17 protein-coding genes are annotated in these 17,046 nt (G+C 73.0%); 11 read left to right on the top strand and 6 right to left on the bottom strand.

Annotated elements, in window-relative coordinates:
- Positions 1–7: 7 nt before the first annotated feature.
- From ACFY1T_RS09065 to ACFY1T_RS09050, 4 genes are all read right to left on the bottom strand, one after another.
- Complete coding sequence (locus ACFY1T_RS09065) at positions 8–1,219, bottom strand: acyltransferase (protein ID WP_390787620.1); 1,212 nt, start codon at positions 1,217–1,219, stop codon at positions 8–10.
- On the bottom strand, positions 1,212–2,225 hold the full coding sequence (locus tag ACFY1T_RS09060; protein WP_390787619.1) for an alpha/beta hydrolase: 1,014 nt from the start codon (positions 2,223–2,225) through the stop codon (positions 1,212–1,214). Before ACFY1T_RS09060 ends, ACFY1T_RS09065 begins: the two co-directional genes overlap by 8 nt.
- A 275-nt stretch (positions 2,226–2,500) precedes the next feature.
- Positions 2,501–2,989: a MarR family winged helix-turn-helix transcriptional regulator gene (locus ACFY1T_RS09055; protein WP_390787618.1), complete on the bottom strand. Its 489-nt coding sequence runs from the start codon at positions 2,987–2,989 to the stop codon at positions 2,501–2,503.
- Positions 2,982–3,698 carry a DJ-1/PfpI family protein gene (locus ACFY1T_RS09050; RefSeq protein WP_390787617.1) on the bottom strand — a complete coding sequence of 239 codons (717 nt, stop codon included), beginning with the start codon at positions 3,696–3,698 and terminating at the stop codon, positions 2,982–2,984. Before ACFY1T_RS09050 ends, ACFY1T_RS09055 begins: the two co-directional genes overlap by 8 nt.
- A gap of 140 nt (positions 3,699–3,838) precedes the next feature.
- Between ACFY1T_RS09050 and ACFY1T_RS09045 the strand changes: the two genes are divergently transcribed.
- The 6 genes from ACFY1T_RS09045 (at position 3,839) to ACFY1T_RS09020 (ending at position 10,722) form a co-directional block, all read left to right on the top strand.
- Complete coding sequence (locus ACFY1T_RS09045; protein WP_390787616.1) at positions 3,839–5,221, top strand: aspartate aminotransferase family protein; 1,383 nt, start codon at positions 3,839–3,841, stop codon at positions 5,219–5,221.
- A 100-nt stretch (positions 5,222–5,321) separates the two neighbouring features.
- Positions 5,322–6,002, top strand: a complete 681-nt coding sequence (locus tag ACFY1T_RS09040) for a GntR family transcriptional regulator (RefSeq protein WP_390787615.1) — start codon at positions 5,322–5,324, stop codon at positions 6,000–6,002.
- Positions 5,999–8,548 (top strand): glycosyltransferase, encoded by a 2,550-nt coding sequence (locus ACFY1T_RS09035; RefSeq protein WP_390787614.1) that lies wholly within the window; start codon positions 5,999–6,001, stop codon positions 8,546–8,548. The genes ACFY1T_RS09040 and ACFY1T_RS09035 overlap by 4 nt, the downstream gene beginning before the upstream one ends.
- A gap of 73 nt (positions 8,549–8,621) precedes the next feature.
- Positions 8,622–9,338: a helix-turn-helix domain-containing protein gene (locus ACFY1T_RS09030; RefSeq protein ID WP_390787613.1), complete on the top strand. Its 717-nt coding sequence runs from the start codon at positions 8,622–8,624 to the stop codon at positions 9,336–9,338.
- A 47-nt stretch (positions 9,339–9,385) separates the two neighbouring features.
- Complete coding sequence (locus ACFY1T_RS09025) at positions 9,386–9,790, top strand: DUF3703 domain-containing protein (protein ID WP_390787612.1); 405 nt, start codon at positions 9,386–9,388, stop codon at positions 9,788–9,790.
- Between the two features lie 281 nt (positions 9,791–10,071).
- A complete protein-coding gene (locus ACFY1T_RS09020) occupies positions 10,072–10,722 on the top strand; it encodes a hypothetical protein (RefSeq protein WP_030866298.1) in 651 nt (216 codons plus the stop codon).
- 51 nt (positions 10,723–10,773) lie between these two features.
- Here ACFY1T_RS09020 and ACFY1T_RS09015 read toward each other — a convergent pair whose 3' ends face one another.
- Positions 10,774–11,529: an SLATT domain-containing protein gene (locus ACFY1T_RS09015; protein ID WP_351774983.1), complete on the bottom strand. Its 756-nt coding sequence runs from the start codon at positions 11,527–11,529 to the stop codon at positions 10,774–10,776.
- Positions 11,530–11,795: 266 nt separating this feature from the next.
- Between ACFY1T_RS09015 and ACFY1T_RS09010 the strand changes: the two genes are divergently transcribed.
- The 3 genes from ACFY1T_RS09010 to ACFY1T_RS09000 are packed head-to-tail and all read left to right on the top strand — an operon-like array spanning position 11,796 to position 13,435.
- Positions 11,796–12,140: a YbaB/EbfC family nucleoid-associated protein gene (locus tag ACFY1T_RS09010; protein ID WP_078621772.1), complete on the top strand. Its 345-nt coding sequence runs from the start codon at positions 11,796–11,798 to the stop codon at positions 12,138–12,140.
- 40 nt (positions 12,141–12,180) lie between these two features.
- Entirely contained in the window at positions 12,181–12,780 is a 600-nt protein-coding gene (gene recR, locus ACFY1T_RS09005; RefSeq protein WP_030152816.1) for a recombination mediator RecR, read from the top strand.
- Positions 12,773–13,435 carry a DUF5063 domain-containing protein gene (locus ACFY1T_RS09000; protein WP_390787611.1) on the top strand — a complete coding sequence of 221 codons (663 nt, stop codon included), beginning with the start codon at positions 12,773–12,775 and terminating at the stop codon, positions 13,433–13,435. Before recR ends, ACFY1T_RS09000 begins: the two co-directional genes overlap by 8 nt.
- Positions 13,436–13,497: 62 nt before the next feature.
- Here ACFY1T_RS09000 and ACFY1T_RS08995 read toward each other — a convergent pair whose 3' ends face one another.
- Positions 13,498–14,418: a hypothetical protein gene (locus ACFY1T_RS08995; protein ID WP_390787610.1), complete on the bottom strand. Its 921-nt coding sequence runs from the start codon at positions 14,416–14,418 to the stop codon at positions 13,498–13,500.
- A gap of 233 nt (positions 14,419–14,651) precedes the next feature.
- Between ACFY1T_RS08995 and ACFY1T_RS08990 the strand changes: the two genes are divergently transcribed.
- On the top strand, positions 14,652–15,926 hold the full coding sequence (locus tag ACFY1T_RS08990) for an aspartate kinase (protein WP_385467825.1): 1,275 nt from the start codon (positions 14,652–14,654) through the stop codon (positions 15,924–15,926).
- Positions 15,923–16,999 carry an aspartate-semialdehyde dehydrogenase gene (locus ACFY1T_RS08985; RefSeq protein WP_390787609.1) on the top strand — a complete coding sequence of 359 codons (1,077 nt, stop codon included), beginning with the start codon at positions 15,923–15,925 and terminating at the stop codon, positions 16,997–16,999. Before ACFY1T_RS08990 ends, ACFY1T_RS08985 begins: the two co-directional genes overlap by 4 nt.
- Positions 17,000–17,046: the final 47 nt, after the last annotated feature.

Below are 17,046 nucleotides of genomic sequence, written 5' to 3'. Positions count from 1 at the left end.
GGTCAGCCTAGGCATGGGTGATCTCCCGGGCCGGTGCCGGCGGGGAACCCGCCGCCGGGCGGGAGGCCGCGACGGTCCTGGAGGGGCCGCCCCGCTTCGGCCGCCTCGCCTGCTCGTAGGTACGGAACGCGGCCCAGCAGACGCCCAGCGCGGCGGCGAACACCGGCAGCCACAGCAGCCGGGCGGCTATCCACTGCGGGGAGTCGGGAACGGTGTGCAGCCCGGGCAGATCGACCGGGGCCAGCAGCCCCAGGGCGGTGACGGCCATCATCGAGGTCTGGTGCCAGAGGAAGATCGTCATCGCGGACAGGTTCATCAGGGCAACCTTCGCCCAGACGCGGGGCCTTCGCATGGCCCGCTCCAGAGGGCTGCGGAGCAGCAGCGCCAGCCCGCACTGGGCCAGGCCGAAGGAAACGGCGGCCAGCGTCGGCGGGTTCAGGTTCGATATCGGGGCCCCGGGGACGCCGACCATGGAGGCCGGATATCCGCCCCAGAGGACGAGCCCGACGGTGGCGGCCGCGCCCCCGCCCAGCAGCAGGGCGGCCGGGGTGCGCCGGGCGAACGCCCCACGGGACCAGGCGGCGCCCAGGGTGTAGGGGACGAGCCAGCCGGCGGCCACATTGACCCAGCCGATCCACTCCGGCCCGCCGAAGCCGAACCGCCACACATCCACACCGGCCACCACGGCCAGCGGCCACAGCGGGTTGAGCCGGGCCACGAGCGGGGTCGCCGCGGTGAGCACGGCGAAGACGAGGAGGAACCAGAGCGGCGAGAGGACGAGCTTGACCAGCGTCTGGACGGTGCCCGGCTCCGCCCCGCCGAGCAGCAGTCCGGCCGCCGTCACGGTCCACAGTGCGAGCACCGCGGCGACCGGCCGAAACAGCCGCGACAGCCGCTGCGCGACCCACACCCCGTAAGGCACCCCGCGCTCGCGCGCCGAGGCGTGGCCGCGGGCGGCGACATGGCCGCCGACCAGGAAGAACACGGCCAGCGTCTGGAACACCCAGGACACCGGCGCCAGCCAGGGCAGGTGGGCCAGCGGACTGGTGTTGCTCAGGCCTCCGTTGGCGGTGGTCAGGGCGGTCACCAGCCAGTGGCCCAGCACCACACCGAGGATGGCGAAGGACCGCAGGGCGTCCACGGTCCGGTCCCGGTCGGCGGGCGTGCCGGCCTCGATGCGGTCCGCGAGGACGGACCAGCGGGCACGGAGCTTACGCATGGGGGGCCTCCGGGTCATTGCCGAGGACGATGCGGGTCAGGCTGTCGAGGGACGGGGTGCCGGGCTTGAGGTAGTCGCTGTGGCCGCCGGGGCCGGCGGTGAAGAGCCGGGCTCCGAAGGCCGGGTCGACGGGGTCGGTCCCGAAGCCGACCCCGCCGAGGCGGACATGGGGGACGTGGCCGATCCAGTCGGCCCCGCCGCGCCCCGCCCAGATCCGGGCGTCGGTCGGCAGCTCGGCGGCGGAGCCGGCGCCCGTACCGGGGCTGCCGAACAGGGCCGTGTCGCCGACTCCGGGGCCGGTGGCGGTCCGGGCGCAGACCACGCTCCCGTACGAGTGGCAGAGCAGGGAGAGCCGGGCGCCGGGCGCGGCGACCCGCCCCAAGAGGTCGAGGAAGGGACCCAGTTCGGCAGCTGCCGCATCCGCGCGGTCGGCGGTCAGGACGCTCGCGCTGACCGTGCCGGGGGTGTCGTACCCGAGCCAGGCGACCACGGCGGAGCGGGGATGCTCGGCGCGCAGGCGCTGCTGAAGGGCGACGGCCCCGGCGCGGAACCGCTGGTAGGTGTCCAGCGTGGTGTCGGAGCCGGGCACCAGGACGGCGACCCGGTCGGCGGTCTCCAGATCGCCGAGCACCTCGACGGCACGGCCCCTGCCGCGGCCGTCGAAGGCGAGGAAGCGGGCGGTGCCGTCCGCCTCCATGGCCCGCAGCTTCGCCGCGCGGCCGGTGCGGCCGGCGTCCCGCGCCATGCGGGCCGCCTCGGCGAGGTCGGCGCGGTTGGCGGCGTACCGGTCGAAGAGCGGGGCCTGTTCGGCGAGGACGGCGGGCGGCGGGGCCGGGACGTCGGGAGAGGCGGCGGCGGAGACGGGGAGCACGACCGCCGCGGCGACGAGCCCGGCCAGCAGGGTCCGGCGCAGCCGGCCGGGGTGACGTCCGGCGCGGCGGCCCGTGGTGCGTCCTTCGCGGCGTCCTCGTGGGTGGCCTGCGGGGCGTCCTGCGGCGCGGGTCATGGCGGGTCCCTTTTCCTTCGCTCGATCCAGAGGGCTGTGCTCACGTCTTCTCTGGTCTCGAAGTTAGGAATTGAGGGGCATCGTCGGCGTCCCGCTGCAGAGCGGCCTTTCCGCGTGGCTCTCAGGTATGACAGGGCCAACCTGAGGGCCACACCCGAAGCGGTCGATCAGTCCTCGGGATGCATCCCCGGGACGGTGGACGAAGTGCCCGGAACAGCCCACGCCCACGCCCGCCGAGCCCACGCCCCCGCCCAGCCCGCGCCCCGCCCCGTGCCTCAGGCGTCCGCGGCGGAGGATCCCTCGGCCAGCAGCGTGTCCAGGGCCTCGGTGAGCCGGTCCAGGACCTCGACCGTCTCCCTGAAGCCCGCCTCGCCCAGTTGCTCCGCGAGGCGGTTGGCCAGTACGGCGTGGGCCGGGGTGATGCGGGCGACGGCGGCACGTCCCTCCTCCGTCGGGCGCAGCAGCTTCGCGCGCCGGTGGGCCGGGTTCGGGACGTACTCCGCGAGGCCCTTCCCCACCAGCAGGTCCGCGATGCGCTGGACGCTCTGCCGCGTGATCCCCATGGCCCGGGCGATCCCCGCCACCGGCAGCGGCTCCCGTAGCACGGCCCCCAGCACCTGCCACCAGGCCGCGGTCAGCCCGGCCGGCCCGGCCAGCTCCTCGGAGATCGCGAGGAACCGGCCGTTCAGGCCGAACACCCCCAGCGCGGTGCGGCTGAGCAGGTCCTGCCGGGCCCGTTCCGACGGAGCGGGGGCCTCAGGCATCGCCGCGCTCCGCCGCCGCCATCAGCACCGGGAACGCGCTCGCGTCCGAGTCGTGGAACAGCCGGTACCAGGCGTCGAGCACCTCAGGCCCGTAGACGTCCAGCCGGGCGAAGACCTCCCGGGCGAAGGCGACCGGCTCCGTCGGGCCCGCCGTGATCAGGTCGCCGTCCGTCACCGCGTCGGCCTCGACGTACCGCCCGGTGCCCGCGTAGCCCGGCTGGTGGGCCAGGTACGCGGCGGCCGCGCTGGTGTGGGCGTGCGCGTCGAGCAGCCCTTCCCGGGCCAGGCCGGCCGTGGCTCCGCAGATCGCCGCGACGGGCACCCCGGCCGCCAGGAACTCCCGGGCCTTCGCCGCGAAGGGGGCCAGCTCGTCGCCGGAGTCCCACAGCGAGGCGCCGGTCAGGATGAGGAGGGAGGAGTCCCCGGGCGAGAGGTCCGCGAGGGCCAGGTCGGGCTGGATGCGCACGCCGCCCATGGTGGTGACCGGCGCCCCGGCGGCGAGGCCGACCGTACGGACCGGGAAGCCGCGCTGGGTCAGGTGTGCGGTGGTGTGGCCGGTCTCCCAGTCCGCGTACGTGTCGTACACCGCGAGGTGCACCGGCCGGCCGGTGGGAGCCGGGGGAGCAGGGGTGGCGGAGGTAGCGGTGGCATCGGAGGGGGTGGTCGTCGTCCCGGTCGTCGTCATCTTCATCGCCTCTTCCATCGACATGACAGTAGGCTGTCACTTCGACAGTGTGCTGTCAATCACCCCGTTCCCCCTTCCGTGCCGACAGACTGCCGAGACCCGGCCCCCACCCGCAGACAGTCCGCCGATGTCCCTTCCCACCTGCGCACTTTTAGCGTGGCCGCATGACCCCTCACGTCACCACGGGCAACCCCGCAGACCTCGCGGCAACCGGCGCCTCCGTCAAGGCCGCCGACCGCGCCCACGTCTTCCACTCCTGGTCCGCCCAGGCCCTGATCGACCCGCTCGCCGTCGCCGGGGCCGAGGGGTCGTACTTCTGGGACTACGACGGCAACCGCTACCTCGACTTCTCCTCCCAGCTGGTGAACACCAACATCGGCCACCAGCACCCCAAGGTCGTCGCCGCGATCCAGGAGCAGGCCGCCCGGCTCTGTACCCTCGCGCCCGGCTTCGCCGTCGACGTCCGCTCCGAGGCCGCACGCCTCATCGCCGAGCGGACCCCGGGCGACCTGGACAAGGTCTTCTTCACCAACGGCGGTGCCGAGGCCGTCGAGAACGCCGTCCGCATGGCCCGTCTGCACACGGGACGGCAGAAGGTTCTCTCCACGTACCGCTCCTACCACGGGGCCACCGCCGCCGCGATCAACCTGACCGGCGACCCGCGCCGCTGGCCCTCCGACACCGCAGCGGCCGGGGTCGTGCACTTCTGGGGCCCGTTCCTCTACCGCTCGCCGTTCCACGCCGCCACCGAGGCCGAGGAGTGCGAGCGCGCCCTCGCGCACCTCGCCGACACCATCGCCTTCGAGGGCCCGGCGACCATCGCCGCGATCATCCTGGAGAGCGTGCCGGGCACGGCCGGGATCATGACCCCGCCCGCCGGCTACCTCGCGGGCGTACGCGAGCTCTGCGACCGCCACGGCATCGTCTTCATCCTCGACGAGGTCATGTCCGGCTTCGGCCGCACCGGCAAGTGGTTCGCCGCCCAGCACTGGGACGTCACCCCCGACCTGATCACCTTCGCCAAGGGCGTGAACAGCGGGTACGTGCCGCTCGGCGGCGTCGCCATCTCCGGCGCCATCGCCGAGACCTTCGCCAACCGCCCCTACCCCGGCGGCCTGACGTACTCCGGCCACCCCCTGGCCTGCGCCGCCGCCGTGGCGACGATCAACGCCATGGAGGAGGAGGGCGTCGTCGAGCACGCCGCCCACCTCGGCGCGAACGTCATCGGCCCGGCGCTCGCCGAGATCGCCGAGCGGCACCCGTCGGTCGGCGAGGTCCGGGGCCTCGGCGCGTTCTGGGCGCTGGAGCTCGTACGGGACAAGGAGACGCGCGAGCCGCTCGTCCCGTACAACGCGGCCGGGGCCGCCAACGCGCCGATGGCCGAATTCGCGGCGGCCTGCAAGGCCTCCGGCCTGTGGCCCTTCGTGAACATGAACCGGACGCACGTCGTGCCGCCGTGCACCATCACGGAGGCGGAGGCCAAGGAGGGCCTGGCCCTGCTCGACGAGGCGCTGACGGTCGCGGACCGGCACACCACGTCCGCCTGACCGGGGGACGCGCGAGACACACACCACCGGCGTTCGAACGGTTTCGGCCTCGCTGCCTGGCCTAAGGTGTCCGAAAGTTCTACTGAGGAGACGGACCCCTATGCCAGGCAGCGGCGCTGTCACCCGCAACACACTTCGCCAGCAGATCGCGGACGCGCTGCGCGACGAGGTGCTGGCGGGACGCCTGCCACCGGGCACCGAGTTCACGGTCAAGCAGATCGCCGAGCAGTACGAGGTCTCCGCGACGCCCGTACGCGAGGCACTGGTCGACCTCTCGGCCCAGGGGCTGCTGGAATCGGTCCAGCACCGGGGCTTTCGCGTGCGCGTCTTCTCCGTGGACGACTACCGGGGCATGATCGAGGCCCGTACGCTCATAGTGGACGGGATCTTCCGGCGGCTCGTCGAGCGCGGCACCGCGCCCGGCTCCGGCGAAATGCTGGTGTCGGTGCGCCGTCGTGCCGAGGAGGCGTGCAGGGCCGCGCAGAGCGGGTCCCTCGAAGTGCTGATCGGCTACGACCTGCGCTTCTGGAGGGAGCTGAGCGGGCTGGTCGGCAATACGTACATCTCGGATTTCCTGCACCGCATCCGGGTGCAGTGCTGGGTCTTCGCCGTACCGCACCTGAAGGCCGCGCCGGATCTGCACACCGGACTGTGGTCGGGCCACAACGAGCTGGTGGACGCGGTGACCCGGGCCGACGCCGACGAGGTGCGCAGCCTCGTGTACGCGTACAACCAGCACGGGCTGGACTGGGCCGCGGGCCTCGAGGCGGTCGGCGCATGACGGACACGACCGCGACCGGCGAGACCGAAGCGACCGGCGAGACCGAAGCGACCGGCGAGACCGGCGAGACCGGCAAGACCGAAGGTCCCGGCGCGAAGACCACCGGCGGACCGGCCGCGGCCCCCGCCTGGCTGGGCGCCGTCGGGCTCTCCGTCGTCATCCCCGCCCACGAGGACGCGCACCGGATCGGCGCGGCCCTCGACGCCTTCCGCGCCCACCTGGACGCCCGCTTCGGCAGTGGCCCCGGCGACTGGGAGCTGGTCGTCGTGGACGACGCCTCCACCGACGCCACCGCCGCCCTCGTCGAGGCCGCGGCCGCCGACGAGCCCCGGATCAGGCTGATCCGCTCCGAGGAGCACCGCGGCCGGGGCGCCGCGCTGCGCGCCGGAGTCCTCGCCTCCGCCGGAGAGCGGGTGCTGCTGGCCGACGCCGGGCTCGGCACCCCGCCGGCCGAGCTGGACCGCCTGGAGCAGGCACTCGGTGCGGAGAACCGCGAGGGCCACGGCAACCAAGACAGCCACGGCAACCACGAGGACCCGGCCCCGGCCGCCGTCCTCGGCCGGACGGGAAACCGCCTGGTCCGCGCCCTGGGCATCCCGGGGATACCGGGCTTCCGCGCCGACACCTGCGGCTTCGCCCTCTTCGACGGGGACCGGGCGCGCGCCGCCTTCGGCGCCTCCGTCCTCGACGGCCCGGCCATCGACGCCGAGGTGCTGCGCTGGGTGCGCCGCCAGGGCTGGCAGGTGGCCGAGGTACCCGTCCGCCGGACCGCAGCCGCCCCGACGGCCGCCACCACGGCCACAGGCGACCGGCGCCGCGCGCTGAAGGAGCTCTTCCGGCTGAACTCCGGCGGCCTGGCCGTCGCCGCCGCCTTCATCGCCCTCTCCGTGTACGTCTTCCACGGCCTGTGGGCGGACCTCGACGGCCGTTACCTCAAGGACGCGCTCCAGGACCAGAACCAGTGGGAGTGGTTCGTCGGCGTCGCCACCGACAACATCACCCACCTGCGCAATCCGCTCTTCACCCTGGCCCAGGGCATGCCCGACGGCGTGAACCTGATGGCCAACGCCACCATGCTCGGCCTGACCGTCCCGCTGATCCCGGTCACGCTCCTGTTCGGCGAGACGGTCACCTTCGCGCTGGTCCTCACGCTCGGCATGGCCGCCAGCGCCTGGACCTGGTACTGGCTGATCCGCCGCCGCCTCGTGCGGAGCCGCTGGGCCGCCGCCGCGGGCGGCGCGCTCGCCGCGTTCGCGCCGCCGATGGTCTCGCACGCCAACGGCCACCCGAACTTCGTCGTCCTCTTCATGCTCCCGCTGATCATCGACCGGGCCCTGCGCCTGTGCGAGGGCCGGAACGTGGTCCGCGACGGGGTCCTGCTCGGCCTGTTCGCCACGTACCAGATCTTCCTCGGCGAGGAGCCGCTGCTCATCGCCGCGCTCGGCATGCTGATCTTCTCGCTGGCGTACCTGCTGGTCGACCGGGAGCGTGCGCTCGCGGCCGCACGGCCGCTGGGCCTCGGCCTGGTCATCGCCGCGGCCGTCTGCGTACCGCTGCTGGTCTTCCCGCTGTACTGGCAGTTCTTCGGCCCGCAGAGCTACCACTCGGTGCTCCACGGGGACAACGCGGGCAACAGCCCGCGCGCCCTGGTCGAGTACGCGGCCCGCTCGCTCTTCGGCGACGCCGAGACGGCCGGGCGGCTCTCCCTGAACACCACAGAGCAGAACGCCTTCTACGGCTGGCCGCTGCTCGCGCTCGGCGTGGCCGTGTGCGTGTGGATGTGGCGCCGCAGGGTCGTCCGCGCACTCGCGATCACCGGCGCCGTGGCGCTGGCGCTGTCCCTCGGCCCCTGGGTGCCCGTCCCGCGCACGGACGTCGTGCTGCCCGGTCCCTGGCGGCTGATGGTGAAGCTGCCGCTGTTCGAGTCGGTGATCGAGGGGCGCGTGGCGATGGTGTGCGCCCCCGTGCTGGGCGTGCTGCTCGCGCTCGCGCTGGACCGGATCGTACGGATGCGCACGCGCGAGCTGCGCACGCTCGGCCTCCTCGCGGTGGCGGCGGCGCTGGTTCCGGTGCTGCCGCTGCCGCTGGCCGTGCGGGAGCGGGCGCCGGTGCCGGCGTTCATCACCTCGGGGGCCTGGAAGGGCTACGTCAAGGACGGCGAAGCACTCGTTCCGGTACCGCTGCCGGACCCGGGGCAGGCGGACGCGCTGCACTGGCAGGTCGAGGCCGACTTCGGCTTCCGGCTGGCCGGGGGCTACTTCAACGGACCCTGGGGACCCGACCGGATCGGCATCTACGGGGCCACCCCGCGCCACCTCTCGAACCTCCTGCGGGACGTCCGGTACGGGCAGCAGCCCCCGGAGATCACCCCGCAGTGGCGGGAGCAGGCGCGGCGGGACCTGGAGTTCTGGAAGGCGGGCGCGGTCGTGCTGCCGTTCCAGGACCGGGAAGCGGAGCTGCGGGACATGATCAGCGAGCTGCTCGGGCGCCAGCCGGAGAAGGTCGCGGACGTCTGGGTCTGGAGGGTGGGTCCGGGGCAGGTCTAGGACGTTTCCTCCGGATCAGCGGCATGGGGAGCGACACCCGGTCTTCCGGGTTCCCGGGCGGGGGCGCTCCGTCATGTCCGTGACCGGGTGGGCCGGGCGGGCCCGGCTGCGGCCCGGCGGCCTGCTGTACGGGGGCGCCGTCGGGTCCGCCACCGCGCACGCGCACCACTCCGTGCAGGTCATCGCCGCGCTGGACGGGGGCGGGCTGCTGATGGCCGGGCCGGACGGCGCCCCCGTGCGGTGCCGGGCGTACGTGGTCCCGGCCGGGGTGCGGCATTCCGTACTGGCCGGCACCGCGCGCGGGATGGTGCTGCACTACGACCCGCTCTCTTCGGCCGGGCGCCTGCTCGCGTCGTCGGCGGGGGACGCGGGGGACCTCGTACCGGCCGCCGGCTTCCTGCCCGCCGACCCCTTCGAGGCCGCCTGCGCGCTGGACTCCCTGCTCCCCGGTGGTCCGCTGCCGGAGGCGGCGGCGCATCCGGGGCTGGCACGGGTGCTGGCCTGGCTGCCCGGGCGGGAGGGCGTACGGCTGTCCCAGGCGGCCGAGGTGGCGTGCCTGTCGGAGAGCCGCCTCGCGCACTTGTTCCGGGCGGAGCTGGGGCTGCCGTTCCGCCCGTACGTGCTGTGGCTGCGGCTGATGCGGGCCGCCGAACTCGCCTCGCGCGGGCACTCCCTGACGGACGCGGCGCACGGCGCGGGCTTCGCCGACGGGGCGCACTTCAGCCGGGTGTGGCGGCGGATGTTCGGCATCCCGCCGTCGGACTTCACCCGCACCATCCAGTGGATGTAGCAGGTTCGTTCAAGCGCAGGCGGGGCCTTCGGCCGCACCGTTGACGCATGCGAAACGCACTGAAGACCTGCATCACCGCATGCACACCGAAGACGATGCCGGCCGCCGTGCGCGCGGCCTTCGAGGCCGAGCTGCTGCGGGCCCGCGACTGCGCGCCCGACACCGCCGCCATGTGGGACGCCCTGGAGCGGGCGCACATCATCTCCCAGGCCTGGGCCTGGCCCCACACCCGCGCCCACTGGCACATGTTCCGGCTGGCAGTGCGCTGCCGGGACCGGGAGGAGACGGTGGGGCAGGTGGTGCGGATCCTGGTCGCGGGGGCCGGGTCGGCGACCGGGCGCGTGCCGTACGGCAACACGGGCCGCACGGCGGCGGGGCTGTTCACGCCGATGCCCCTGCCGGAGGACCTGCGGGTGCTGCTGGGCCGCGCCCGGGGCGTGTCCGCGACGTAGAGCCGTCCGCCCGGAGGGCGGTCCCGTGCCGGGCGTCGCGGGGCAGGCGGGACTTTGCGGACGCGCCCCGGGGCGGTGTCCCGCCGGTCGGGCCGGACCGGGGACCGGGCACCCGGCCGGCGGCTCCGGCGCGGGTTCCGCCTGGTGGAGACCCGGTTCGGCCGCGGGTTCGGCCCCCGGTGCGCCAAGGGTTCCGCCCCAGGTTCTGCGCAGCCCTTCGCGGAGGGTGTTCGGCGCACTACGCTGACCGCATCGGCGGCATCGACTGATCGGAGCCCGCGTTGGCCTGTGACCTGTGGCTGGTCCCCCTTGTCGACGTGCTGTGCCACAGCCCCGACAACCCGTTCGCGGAAGAGATCGCCTCGTACGACAAGGCGCTGGGCGAGGCGGGCCTCCCGTCGGTGCCCGTGTTCGCGTACATGCCGGGCCTGAGCGGGGACGTGGCCCCCGTCGCCGGCTTCGACTACGACGCCCTGCACTTCCTGCGGCGGGCGTACCTGCTGCAGATCTGCGGGCTGCCGGTGACACCGGTGGACGAGCTGGGCGGCGACTACGAGCAGCTGCTGGAGATGTTCGAGCCGACGGCGCAGCAGTCGCACCTGGTGTGGCACTACGACCACGCCGGGGCGTACGTCCCGGTGGACTTCGCGGCACCGCTGGCCAACGAGGAGCTGCTGGCCGGGGGCGGCCCGCTGGGGTCGGCGCAGGGGCTGCTGCGCGAGCTGACGGTGGTGGCGCCGGCGATCGGGATAGACCCGGGGAATCCGCCGCTGGCGCCGCTGGCGCCGGGGCGGCCCACGTCCCTGGAGGAGCCGGCCGGGCCGATTCCGTACGACGAGAGCCCCTTCGCGCGGGAGCGGCACGTGTGGCTGGGGCTGCACGCGGCGGCGACGCGGAGCCTCGGCCAGGGATCGATGATCATCTTCAGCTGACCGGTGCCGGGTCGGGGGCTCGCCCCCGACCCCCCGCACACCGGCGGGGCCTCAGCGGGGCTGCTCCGGCGGGCGCTGGCGGGGCATGTTGGGGCGGGTTCCCGGGGGGAGGGGGAAACGGGCCGGGGGCAGGCCCGCCTCGGCCCGGGAGGACGGGGCGCCGAGCGACTGCATCACCAGCGGCGCCGGTCCCGAGGAGAACTCCACCATCCACTCCGCGGTCTCGGACCGCACCAGCTCCGTCACGTCCTCCGAGAAGCGGCGCAGCACGGTCAGGCAGCGGTCGGCCGCCTCGCTCGCCGTGCCCTCCGTGGGCCCCAGGACCTCCCGCACGTTCTCCGAGGCCCAGTCGAACTGCAGGGTCTGCAGACGGCGCTGCACCGCCTGTGCCGTCGCCACGTCCCGCATCCAGCCCGAGGTCAGCCCGAAGAACCGGTCGCAGGCCAGGCAGGCCGCGGCCAGCAGCAGCGAGAGGTAGCCGTACGAGGCCACGCCGGGCGCCGATCCCGTCAGCTCCAGCAGCGGGATCGCGGCCCCGGCCACCGCCCCCGCCGCCGCGCCGACCCGCAGCACCCGCGCACCCCGGCGCTTCCACGCCCGGTCGGACAGGTACCACTCCGCGGTGCGCAGCGCATCGGCCTCGACCCGCCGGTAGAGCTCGTCCAGCCGCTCGGCCGGCTCGCCCCAGTCCCCGAGGGGGAACGGTCCGCCGGTCAGATCGCCCGCCGCCATCGGTCCGCTGCCCTCCTCCCGGGGTTCCCGGGGATCCCGGGGTGGCCCCTCGGGCTGCATCTCCGGCTGGCTCACCCGGCACTCCCTCTGCCTGCGCTGACGTGTGGTGGTGCGCGTGTGCGCAATGATGCGCATGCCCTTCCTACCTTCGAATGGCGGCCGATGGGCGAAGAATCCCCGGTTTTCCGCCCGCAAGGAGGTCTCCATCAGGTACGCGCACGCCCCGTCTCTCACTCGAAAGAGTTGGTCCTGACGGCGTAGAGCGCGCCGCGCGGGGAGCACGTAGGCTCGGATTGACCAAGCTGCCCAGTCTTGGACCGACGCGACGGAGTGAGTGACCTGTGATTCCCGGTGGTGGCCAGCCCAACATGCAGCAGCTGCTCCAGCAGGCCCAGAAGATGCAGCAGGACCTCGCCGCGGCCCAGGAGGCGCTCGCGCAGGCCGAGGTCGAGGGCCAGGCCGGCGGCGGCCTCGTGAAGGCGACCGTCACCGGTTCCGGCGAGCTGCGTGCGCTGGTGATCGACCCGAAGGCGGTGGACCCGGCGGACACCGAAACCCTCGCCGACCTGGTCGTCGCGGCGGTCCAGGCCGCCAACGAGAACGCCCAGGCGCTCCAGCAGGAGAAGCTCGGCCCGCTCGCCCAGGGGCTGGGCGGCGGCAGCGGCATCCCCGGCCTCCCGTTCTGACCCCCCAGCTCCCACATCCACGATCGAAAGAAGGCAGTCCGTGTACGAAGGCGTGGTCCAGGACCTGATCGACGAACTGGGCAGGCTGCCCGGCGTCGGGCCCAAGAGCGCGCAGCGGATCGCCTTCCACATCCTGCAGGCCGAGCCCACCGACGTCCGCCGCCTCGCGCACGCGCTGCTGGAGGTCAAGGACAAGGTCCGGTTCTGCGCGGTGTGCGGGAACGTGGCGCAGGAGGAGCGGTGCAACATCTGCCGCGACCCGCGCCGCGACACCACGGTCATCTGTGTCGTGGAGGAGCCGAAGGACGTCGTCGCGATCGAGCGGACCCGCGAGTTCCGGGGCCGGTACCACGTCCTCGGCGGCGCCATCAGCCCGATCGAGGGCGTCGGCCCGGACGACCTGCGCATCCGCGAACTGCTGGCGCGCCTCGCGGACGGCGAGGTGACCGAGCTGATCCTCGCCACCGACCCGAACCTGGAGGGCGAGGCGACCGCCACGTACCTCGCCCGCATGATCAAGCCCATGGGCCTGAAGGTCACCCGCCTGGCCAGCGGGCTCCCCGTCGGGGGAGATCTGGAGTACGCGGACGAGGTCACGCTCGGGCGGGCCTTTGAAGGAAGGCGACTTCTCGATGTCTGACGCAACGCTGCACGCCTTGGGCCAGGATCCGGACGACTTCGCCGTCCAGATCGCGGACCAGATCGAGTCCTTCATCGTCGCGGTCACCGAGGTGGCCAAGGGCGAGGACCCGGACAGCGCGGTGCCCTTCCTCCTCCTGGAGGTGTCCCAGCTGCTGCTGGCGGGCGGCCGGCTGGGCGCGTACCAGGACGTCCTGCCCGACGAGCGCTACGAGCCCGACCTCGGCCCGGAGCCGGACGTGGACGAGCTGCGCGAGCGGTTCGCGTACATGCTGGAGCCGGTCGACGTGTACTCGGAGGTCTTCGACCCCTACGAGCCGCGCAAGGCCCCGGTCGCGCACCGGATCTCCGACGACCTGGCCGACGTGGTGGCGGACCTGCGGCACGGGCTGGCCCACTACCGGGAGGGCCGGACCACCGAGGCGCTGTGGTGGTGGCAGTTCTCGTACTTCACCAACTGGGGTCCGACGGCCTCGGCGACCCTGCGCGCCCTGCAGTCACTGGTGGCCCACGTACGGCTGGACCAGCCGCTGGAGGCCCTGGACGGCCTGGACACCGACGAGGACCTGGCCGAGGAGGAGCTGGCCGAGCAGGCCGGGCGGGTGATGGCCGAGGAGCTCGGCACCATCGGCCGCGCCACGGCCCGCCGGCCGTAGTGACGGGTTGAGCGGTCCGCCCGGCCGATGCGGCGGGCGGACCGCTCAGGTGTGCTTCGGGATCAGGAGCACGTCAGGTCGAACATCGCCTTGTTGGACTCCTTGCCGACGTTGGGCTTCATGATCTCGACCTTCTCCCAGCCCGTCAGCTTGGTGCCGGCGGCGCCTCCCCTGGTCCACGTGGCGGTGACCGTCTTGGTCCCCGGGGCGTCGAAGGTGATGACCTCGGACTGCCCGACTCCGCCGTCGTCCCGGGTCCAGCGGTAGATGACCTGTCCGGCGCTCGTGGACGTGATGGCCGCACTGAAGGTGATCACCGCCGAGGGGGTGCACGGCACCGTGCCACTGGCCGGGGCGGCCGTGGCGGTCACCGTGGTGACCTGTGCGGCCGAGGTGTTGGGCTCCTGAGGCTTCGTCCCCGTCCCGCAGAAGGCCTTGAGCGCCTCCGCCGAGCCGTCGTTGTAGCCCTTCTCGAAGTTCGGGTCGACCGCGGCCAGGCCGGGTGCCTTCGGCTTGGTCTCGCAGCTGGCCTTCGTCGAGTCGAATCCGGCCTTGCGGCCCGCGGCGTACTGCTCCTCGGGCGTCTTGGTCTTGTCGGTCTCCCCCGGCTTCTCACCCGGCTTCTCACCCGGCTTGGCCGGTGAGGTGCACTTCACCGCCCCGCCCTGGCCGGGGGTGGCGCTGTACTGGCCGTACGGCAGGTTCTTGGCCCGGAAGTTCCCGGACTTGGACACCCCGACCGTCCTGCTCTGGCCGGTGTCGGAGGTGACGGTGACCTTGCCGGTCCCGTTGAACCCGGAGCCCGTGAGCGTGTAGCGGGCGTTGTGGTCGGACTTGCCCCCGCTCTTCTGGAGGGTGCACTGGCCGCCCGTGGGCGCGGCGGCCGTTCCCGTGGTGGTCCCCAGGGCGGCCGCGGCCGGGGCGAGGGCCACGGAAGAGGCCAGCAGGGTGGCCAGGAGTGTGATGCGACGCGTGCGGTTCATCGTTCTTTCCTCCTGTCGGAAAGCGAACCGAGACAGGGTGGACGGGCAGGAGAACCTTGCGTGGCATGCCGCAGATCATTTTACGCCGGACGGGCCGGCCGGCCATGCGGCGACGGCCCCGGCATGATCACGGGGTGAACCGAATGTCTCATGATGTGGTACGCGTCGGTCGCATCGCGGGCGCTCGTTAGACTGGCCCGCGACCGCAGTACTGGATTGAGCGAGGAGCGCACGTGGGCCTTGTCGTGCAGAAGTACGGAGGCTCCTCCGTAGCCGATGCCGAGGGCATCAAGCGCGTCGCCAAGCGGATCGTGGATGCCAAGAAGAACGGCCACCAGGTGGTCGTCGTGGTTTCCGCGATGGGCGACACGACGGACGAGCTGATCGATCTCGCCGAACAGGTATCCCCGATGCCTGCCGGGCGTGAATTCGACATGCTGCTGACCGCCGGAGAGCGGATCTCCATGGCCCTGCTGGCCATGGCGATCAAAAACCTGGGCCACGAGGCCCAGTCGTTCACCGGCAGCCAGGCAGGCGTCATCACCGACTCGGTCCACAACAAAGCGCGCATCATCGATGTCACGCCGGGCCGCATCCGCACCGCGCTGGACGAGGGCAACATCGCCATCGTCGCCGGCTTCCAGGGCGTGTCGGCGGACAGCAAGGACATCACCACCCTCGGCCGCGGCGGCTCGGACACGACCGCCGTCGCGCTCGCCGCGGCGCTGGACGCCGAGGTCTGCGAGATCTACACCGATGTCGACGGCGTCTTCACCGCGGACCCCCGCGTCGTGAAGAAGGCCCGGAAGATCGACTGGATCTCCTCCGAGGACATGCTGGAGCTCGCCGCCTCCGGTTCCAAGGTGCTGCTGCACCGCTGTGTCGAGTACGCACGCCGATACAACATCCCGATCCACGTCCGCTCGTCCTTCTCGGGACTGCCGGGCACCTGGGTCAGCAACGAGAATCCGCAAGGGGACGCGCAGGTGGAGCACGCCATCATCTCCGGAGTCGCTCACGACGTCTCCGAAGCCAAGATCACGGTCGTCGGCGTACCGGACAAGCCGGGCGAGGCCGCGGCGATCTTCCGCGCCATCGCGGACGCCGAGATCAACATCGACATGATCGTGCAGAACGTGTCCGCCGCGTCCACGGGCCTGACGGACATCTCCTTCACCCTCCCCAAGACCGAGGGCCACAAGGCCATCGACGCGCTGGAGAAGGCCAAGGGCGCCATCGGCTTCGACTCCCTGCGCTACGACGACCAGATCGGCAAGATCTCCCTGGTCGGCGCGGGCATGAAGACGAACCCGGGCGTGACCGCCTCCTTCTTCCAGGCGCTGTCCGACGCGGGCGTCAACATCGAGCTGATCTCGACCTCCGAGATCCGCATCTCGGTCGTGACCCGCCAGGACGACGTCAACGAGGCCGTCCGCGCCGTGCACACCGCCTTCGGCCTCGACTCCGACAGCGACGAGGCCGTCGTCTACGGAGGCACCGGACGATGACCGAGACCCGGTCGACCCCGGCTCCGGCGCTCGCCGTGGTCGGGGCGACCGGAGCAGTCGGCTCCGTCGTGCTCCAGATCCTGTCCCAGCGTGCGGACGTCTGGGGCGACATACGCCTGATCGCCTCCGCGCGCTCGGCCGGCCGCGTGCTGGCCGTGCGCGGGCAGGAGAGCGAGGTGCTCGCCCTCACCGAGGACGCCTTCGAGGGCATCGGGCAGGGCGACGTGGTGCTGTTCCTGACCCCGGCCGAGGTGTCGGCCCGCTGGGCTCCGGTCGTCGTCACGCGCGGGGCCGTCGCCGTCGACCAGTCCGCGGCCTTCCGCGAGGACCCCGAGGTGCCGCTGGTGGTGCCCGAGGTCAACGCCCAGGCCGTACGGACGCGGCCGCGCGGGATCGTCGCCGGCCCGGACTGCGTCACCGCCGCGATGATCGCGACCCTGGGCGCGCTGCACGCCGAGTACGCACTGGCCGACCTGACCGTCTCCTCGTACCAGGCCGCGAGCGCGGCCGGGCGGGCCGGCTCGGACGCGCTGCGCCGCCAGCTGGCGCTGGTCGCCGGGTCCTCGCTGGGCGAGCAGACCGGGGACGTGCGCCGCGCCGTCGGCGAGGACGCCGGCCCCTTCGCGGCCCCGCTCGCCCTCAACGTGGTGCCGTGGTCCGGCGAACTGCGCGAAGGCGGCTGGTCCTCGCACGAGCTGGCCGTACGGGCGCAGACCCGCCGGGTCCTGCACCTGGACGCGCTCCCGGTGGCGGTGACCTGCGTACAGGTGCCCGTCCTGACCGGGCATTCGCTGAGCGTGCGGGCGCGGTTCGAGGCCGAGGTGGACGCCCCGCGCGCCCGGGAGGTCCTGGAGGCGGCGCCGGGCGTGGTCGTGGTGGACGACCCGGCGGCCGGGGAGTTCCCGACTCCGGTGGACGCCGCGGGGACGGATCCGGCGTGGGTGGGGCGGCTGCGGGCCTCGCTCGACGATCCGCGCTCGCTGGAGTTCTTCGTGTGCGCCGACAATCTCCGCAACGGGGCCGCCCTGAACGCCACTCGGATCGCGGAACTGATCGCTGGTGAATTCGCGTAATTCACTTTGTAGGATCAGAGCTGATCCCTTGATCAAGGTGATGGCCT

Source organism: Streptomyces sp. NPDC001194, from assembly GCF_042896985.1.
Taxonomy (GTDB): Bacteria; Actinomycetota; Actinomycetes; order Streptomycetales; family Streptomycetaceae; genus Streptomyces.
Note: the sequence above shows the minus strand (reverse complement) of the source record. Positions and strands in the feature narration are given on the sequence as shown.

Bases quoted from the DNA above. Each gene is read 5' to 3' on its own strand.
- ACFY1T_RS09065 (WP_390787620.1), bottom strand. From the start codon at position 1,219: ATGCGTAAGCTCCGTGCCCGCTGGTCCGTCCTCGCGGACCGCATCGAG.
- ACFY1T_RS09060 (WP_390787619.1), bottom strand. From the start codon at position 2,225: ATGACCCGCGCCGCAGGACGCCCCGCAGGCCACCCACGAGGACGCCGC.
- ACFY1T_RS09055 (WP_390787618.1), bottom strand. From the start codon at position 2,989: ATGCCTGAGGCCCCCGCTCCGTCGGAACGGGCCCGGCAGGACCTGCTC.
- ACFY1T_RS09050 (WP_390787617.1), bottom strand. From the start codon at position 3,698: ATGTCGATGGAAGAGGCGATGAAGATGACGACGACCGGGACGACGACC.
- ACFY1T_RS09045 (WP_390787616.1), top strand. From the start codon at position 3,839: ATGACCCCTCACGTCACCACGGGCAACCCCGCAGACCTCGCGGCAACC.
- ACFY1T_RS09040 (WP_390787615.1), top strand. From the start codon at position 5,322: ATGCCAGGCAGCGGCGCTGTCACCCGCAACACACTTCGCCAGCAGATC.
- ACFY1T_RS09035 (WP_390787614.1), top strand. From the start codon at position 5,999: ATGACGGACACGACCGCGACCGGCGAGACCGAAGCGACCGGCGAGACC.
- ACFY1T_RS09030 (WP_390787613.1), top strand. From the start codon at position 8,622: ATGTCCGTGACCGGGTGGGCCGGGCGGGCCCGGCTGCGGCCCGGCGGC.
- ACFY1T_RS09025 (WP_390787612.1), top strand. From the start codon at position 9,386: ATGCGAAACGCACTGAAGACCTGCATCACCGCATGCACACCGAAGACG.
- ACFY1T_RS09000 (WP_390787611.1), top strand. From the start codon at position 12,773: ATGTCTGACGCAACGCTGCACGCCTTGGGCCAGGATCCGGACGACTTC.
- ACFY1T_RS08995 (WP_390787610.1), bottom strand. From the start codon at position 14,418: ATGAACCGCACGCGTCGCATCACACTCCTGGCCACCCTGCTGGCCTCT.
- ACFY1T_RS08985 (WP_390787609.1), top strand. From the start codon at position 15,923: ATGACCGAGACCCGGTCGACCCCGGCTCCGGCGCTCGCCGTGGTCGGG.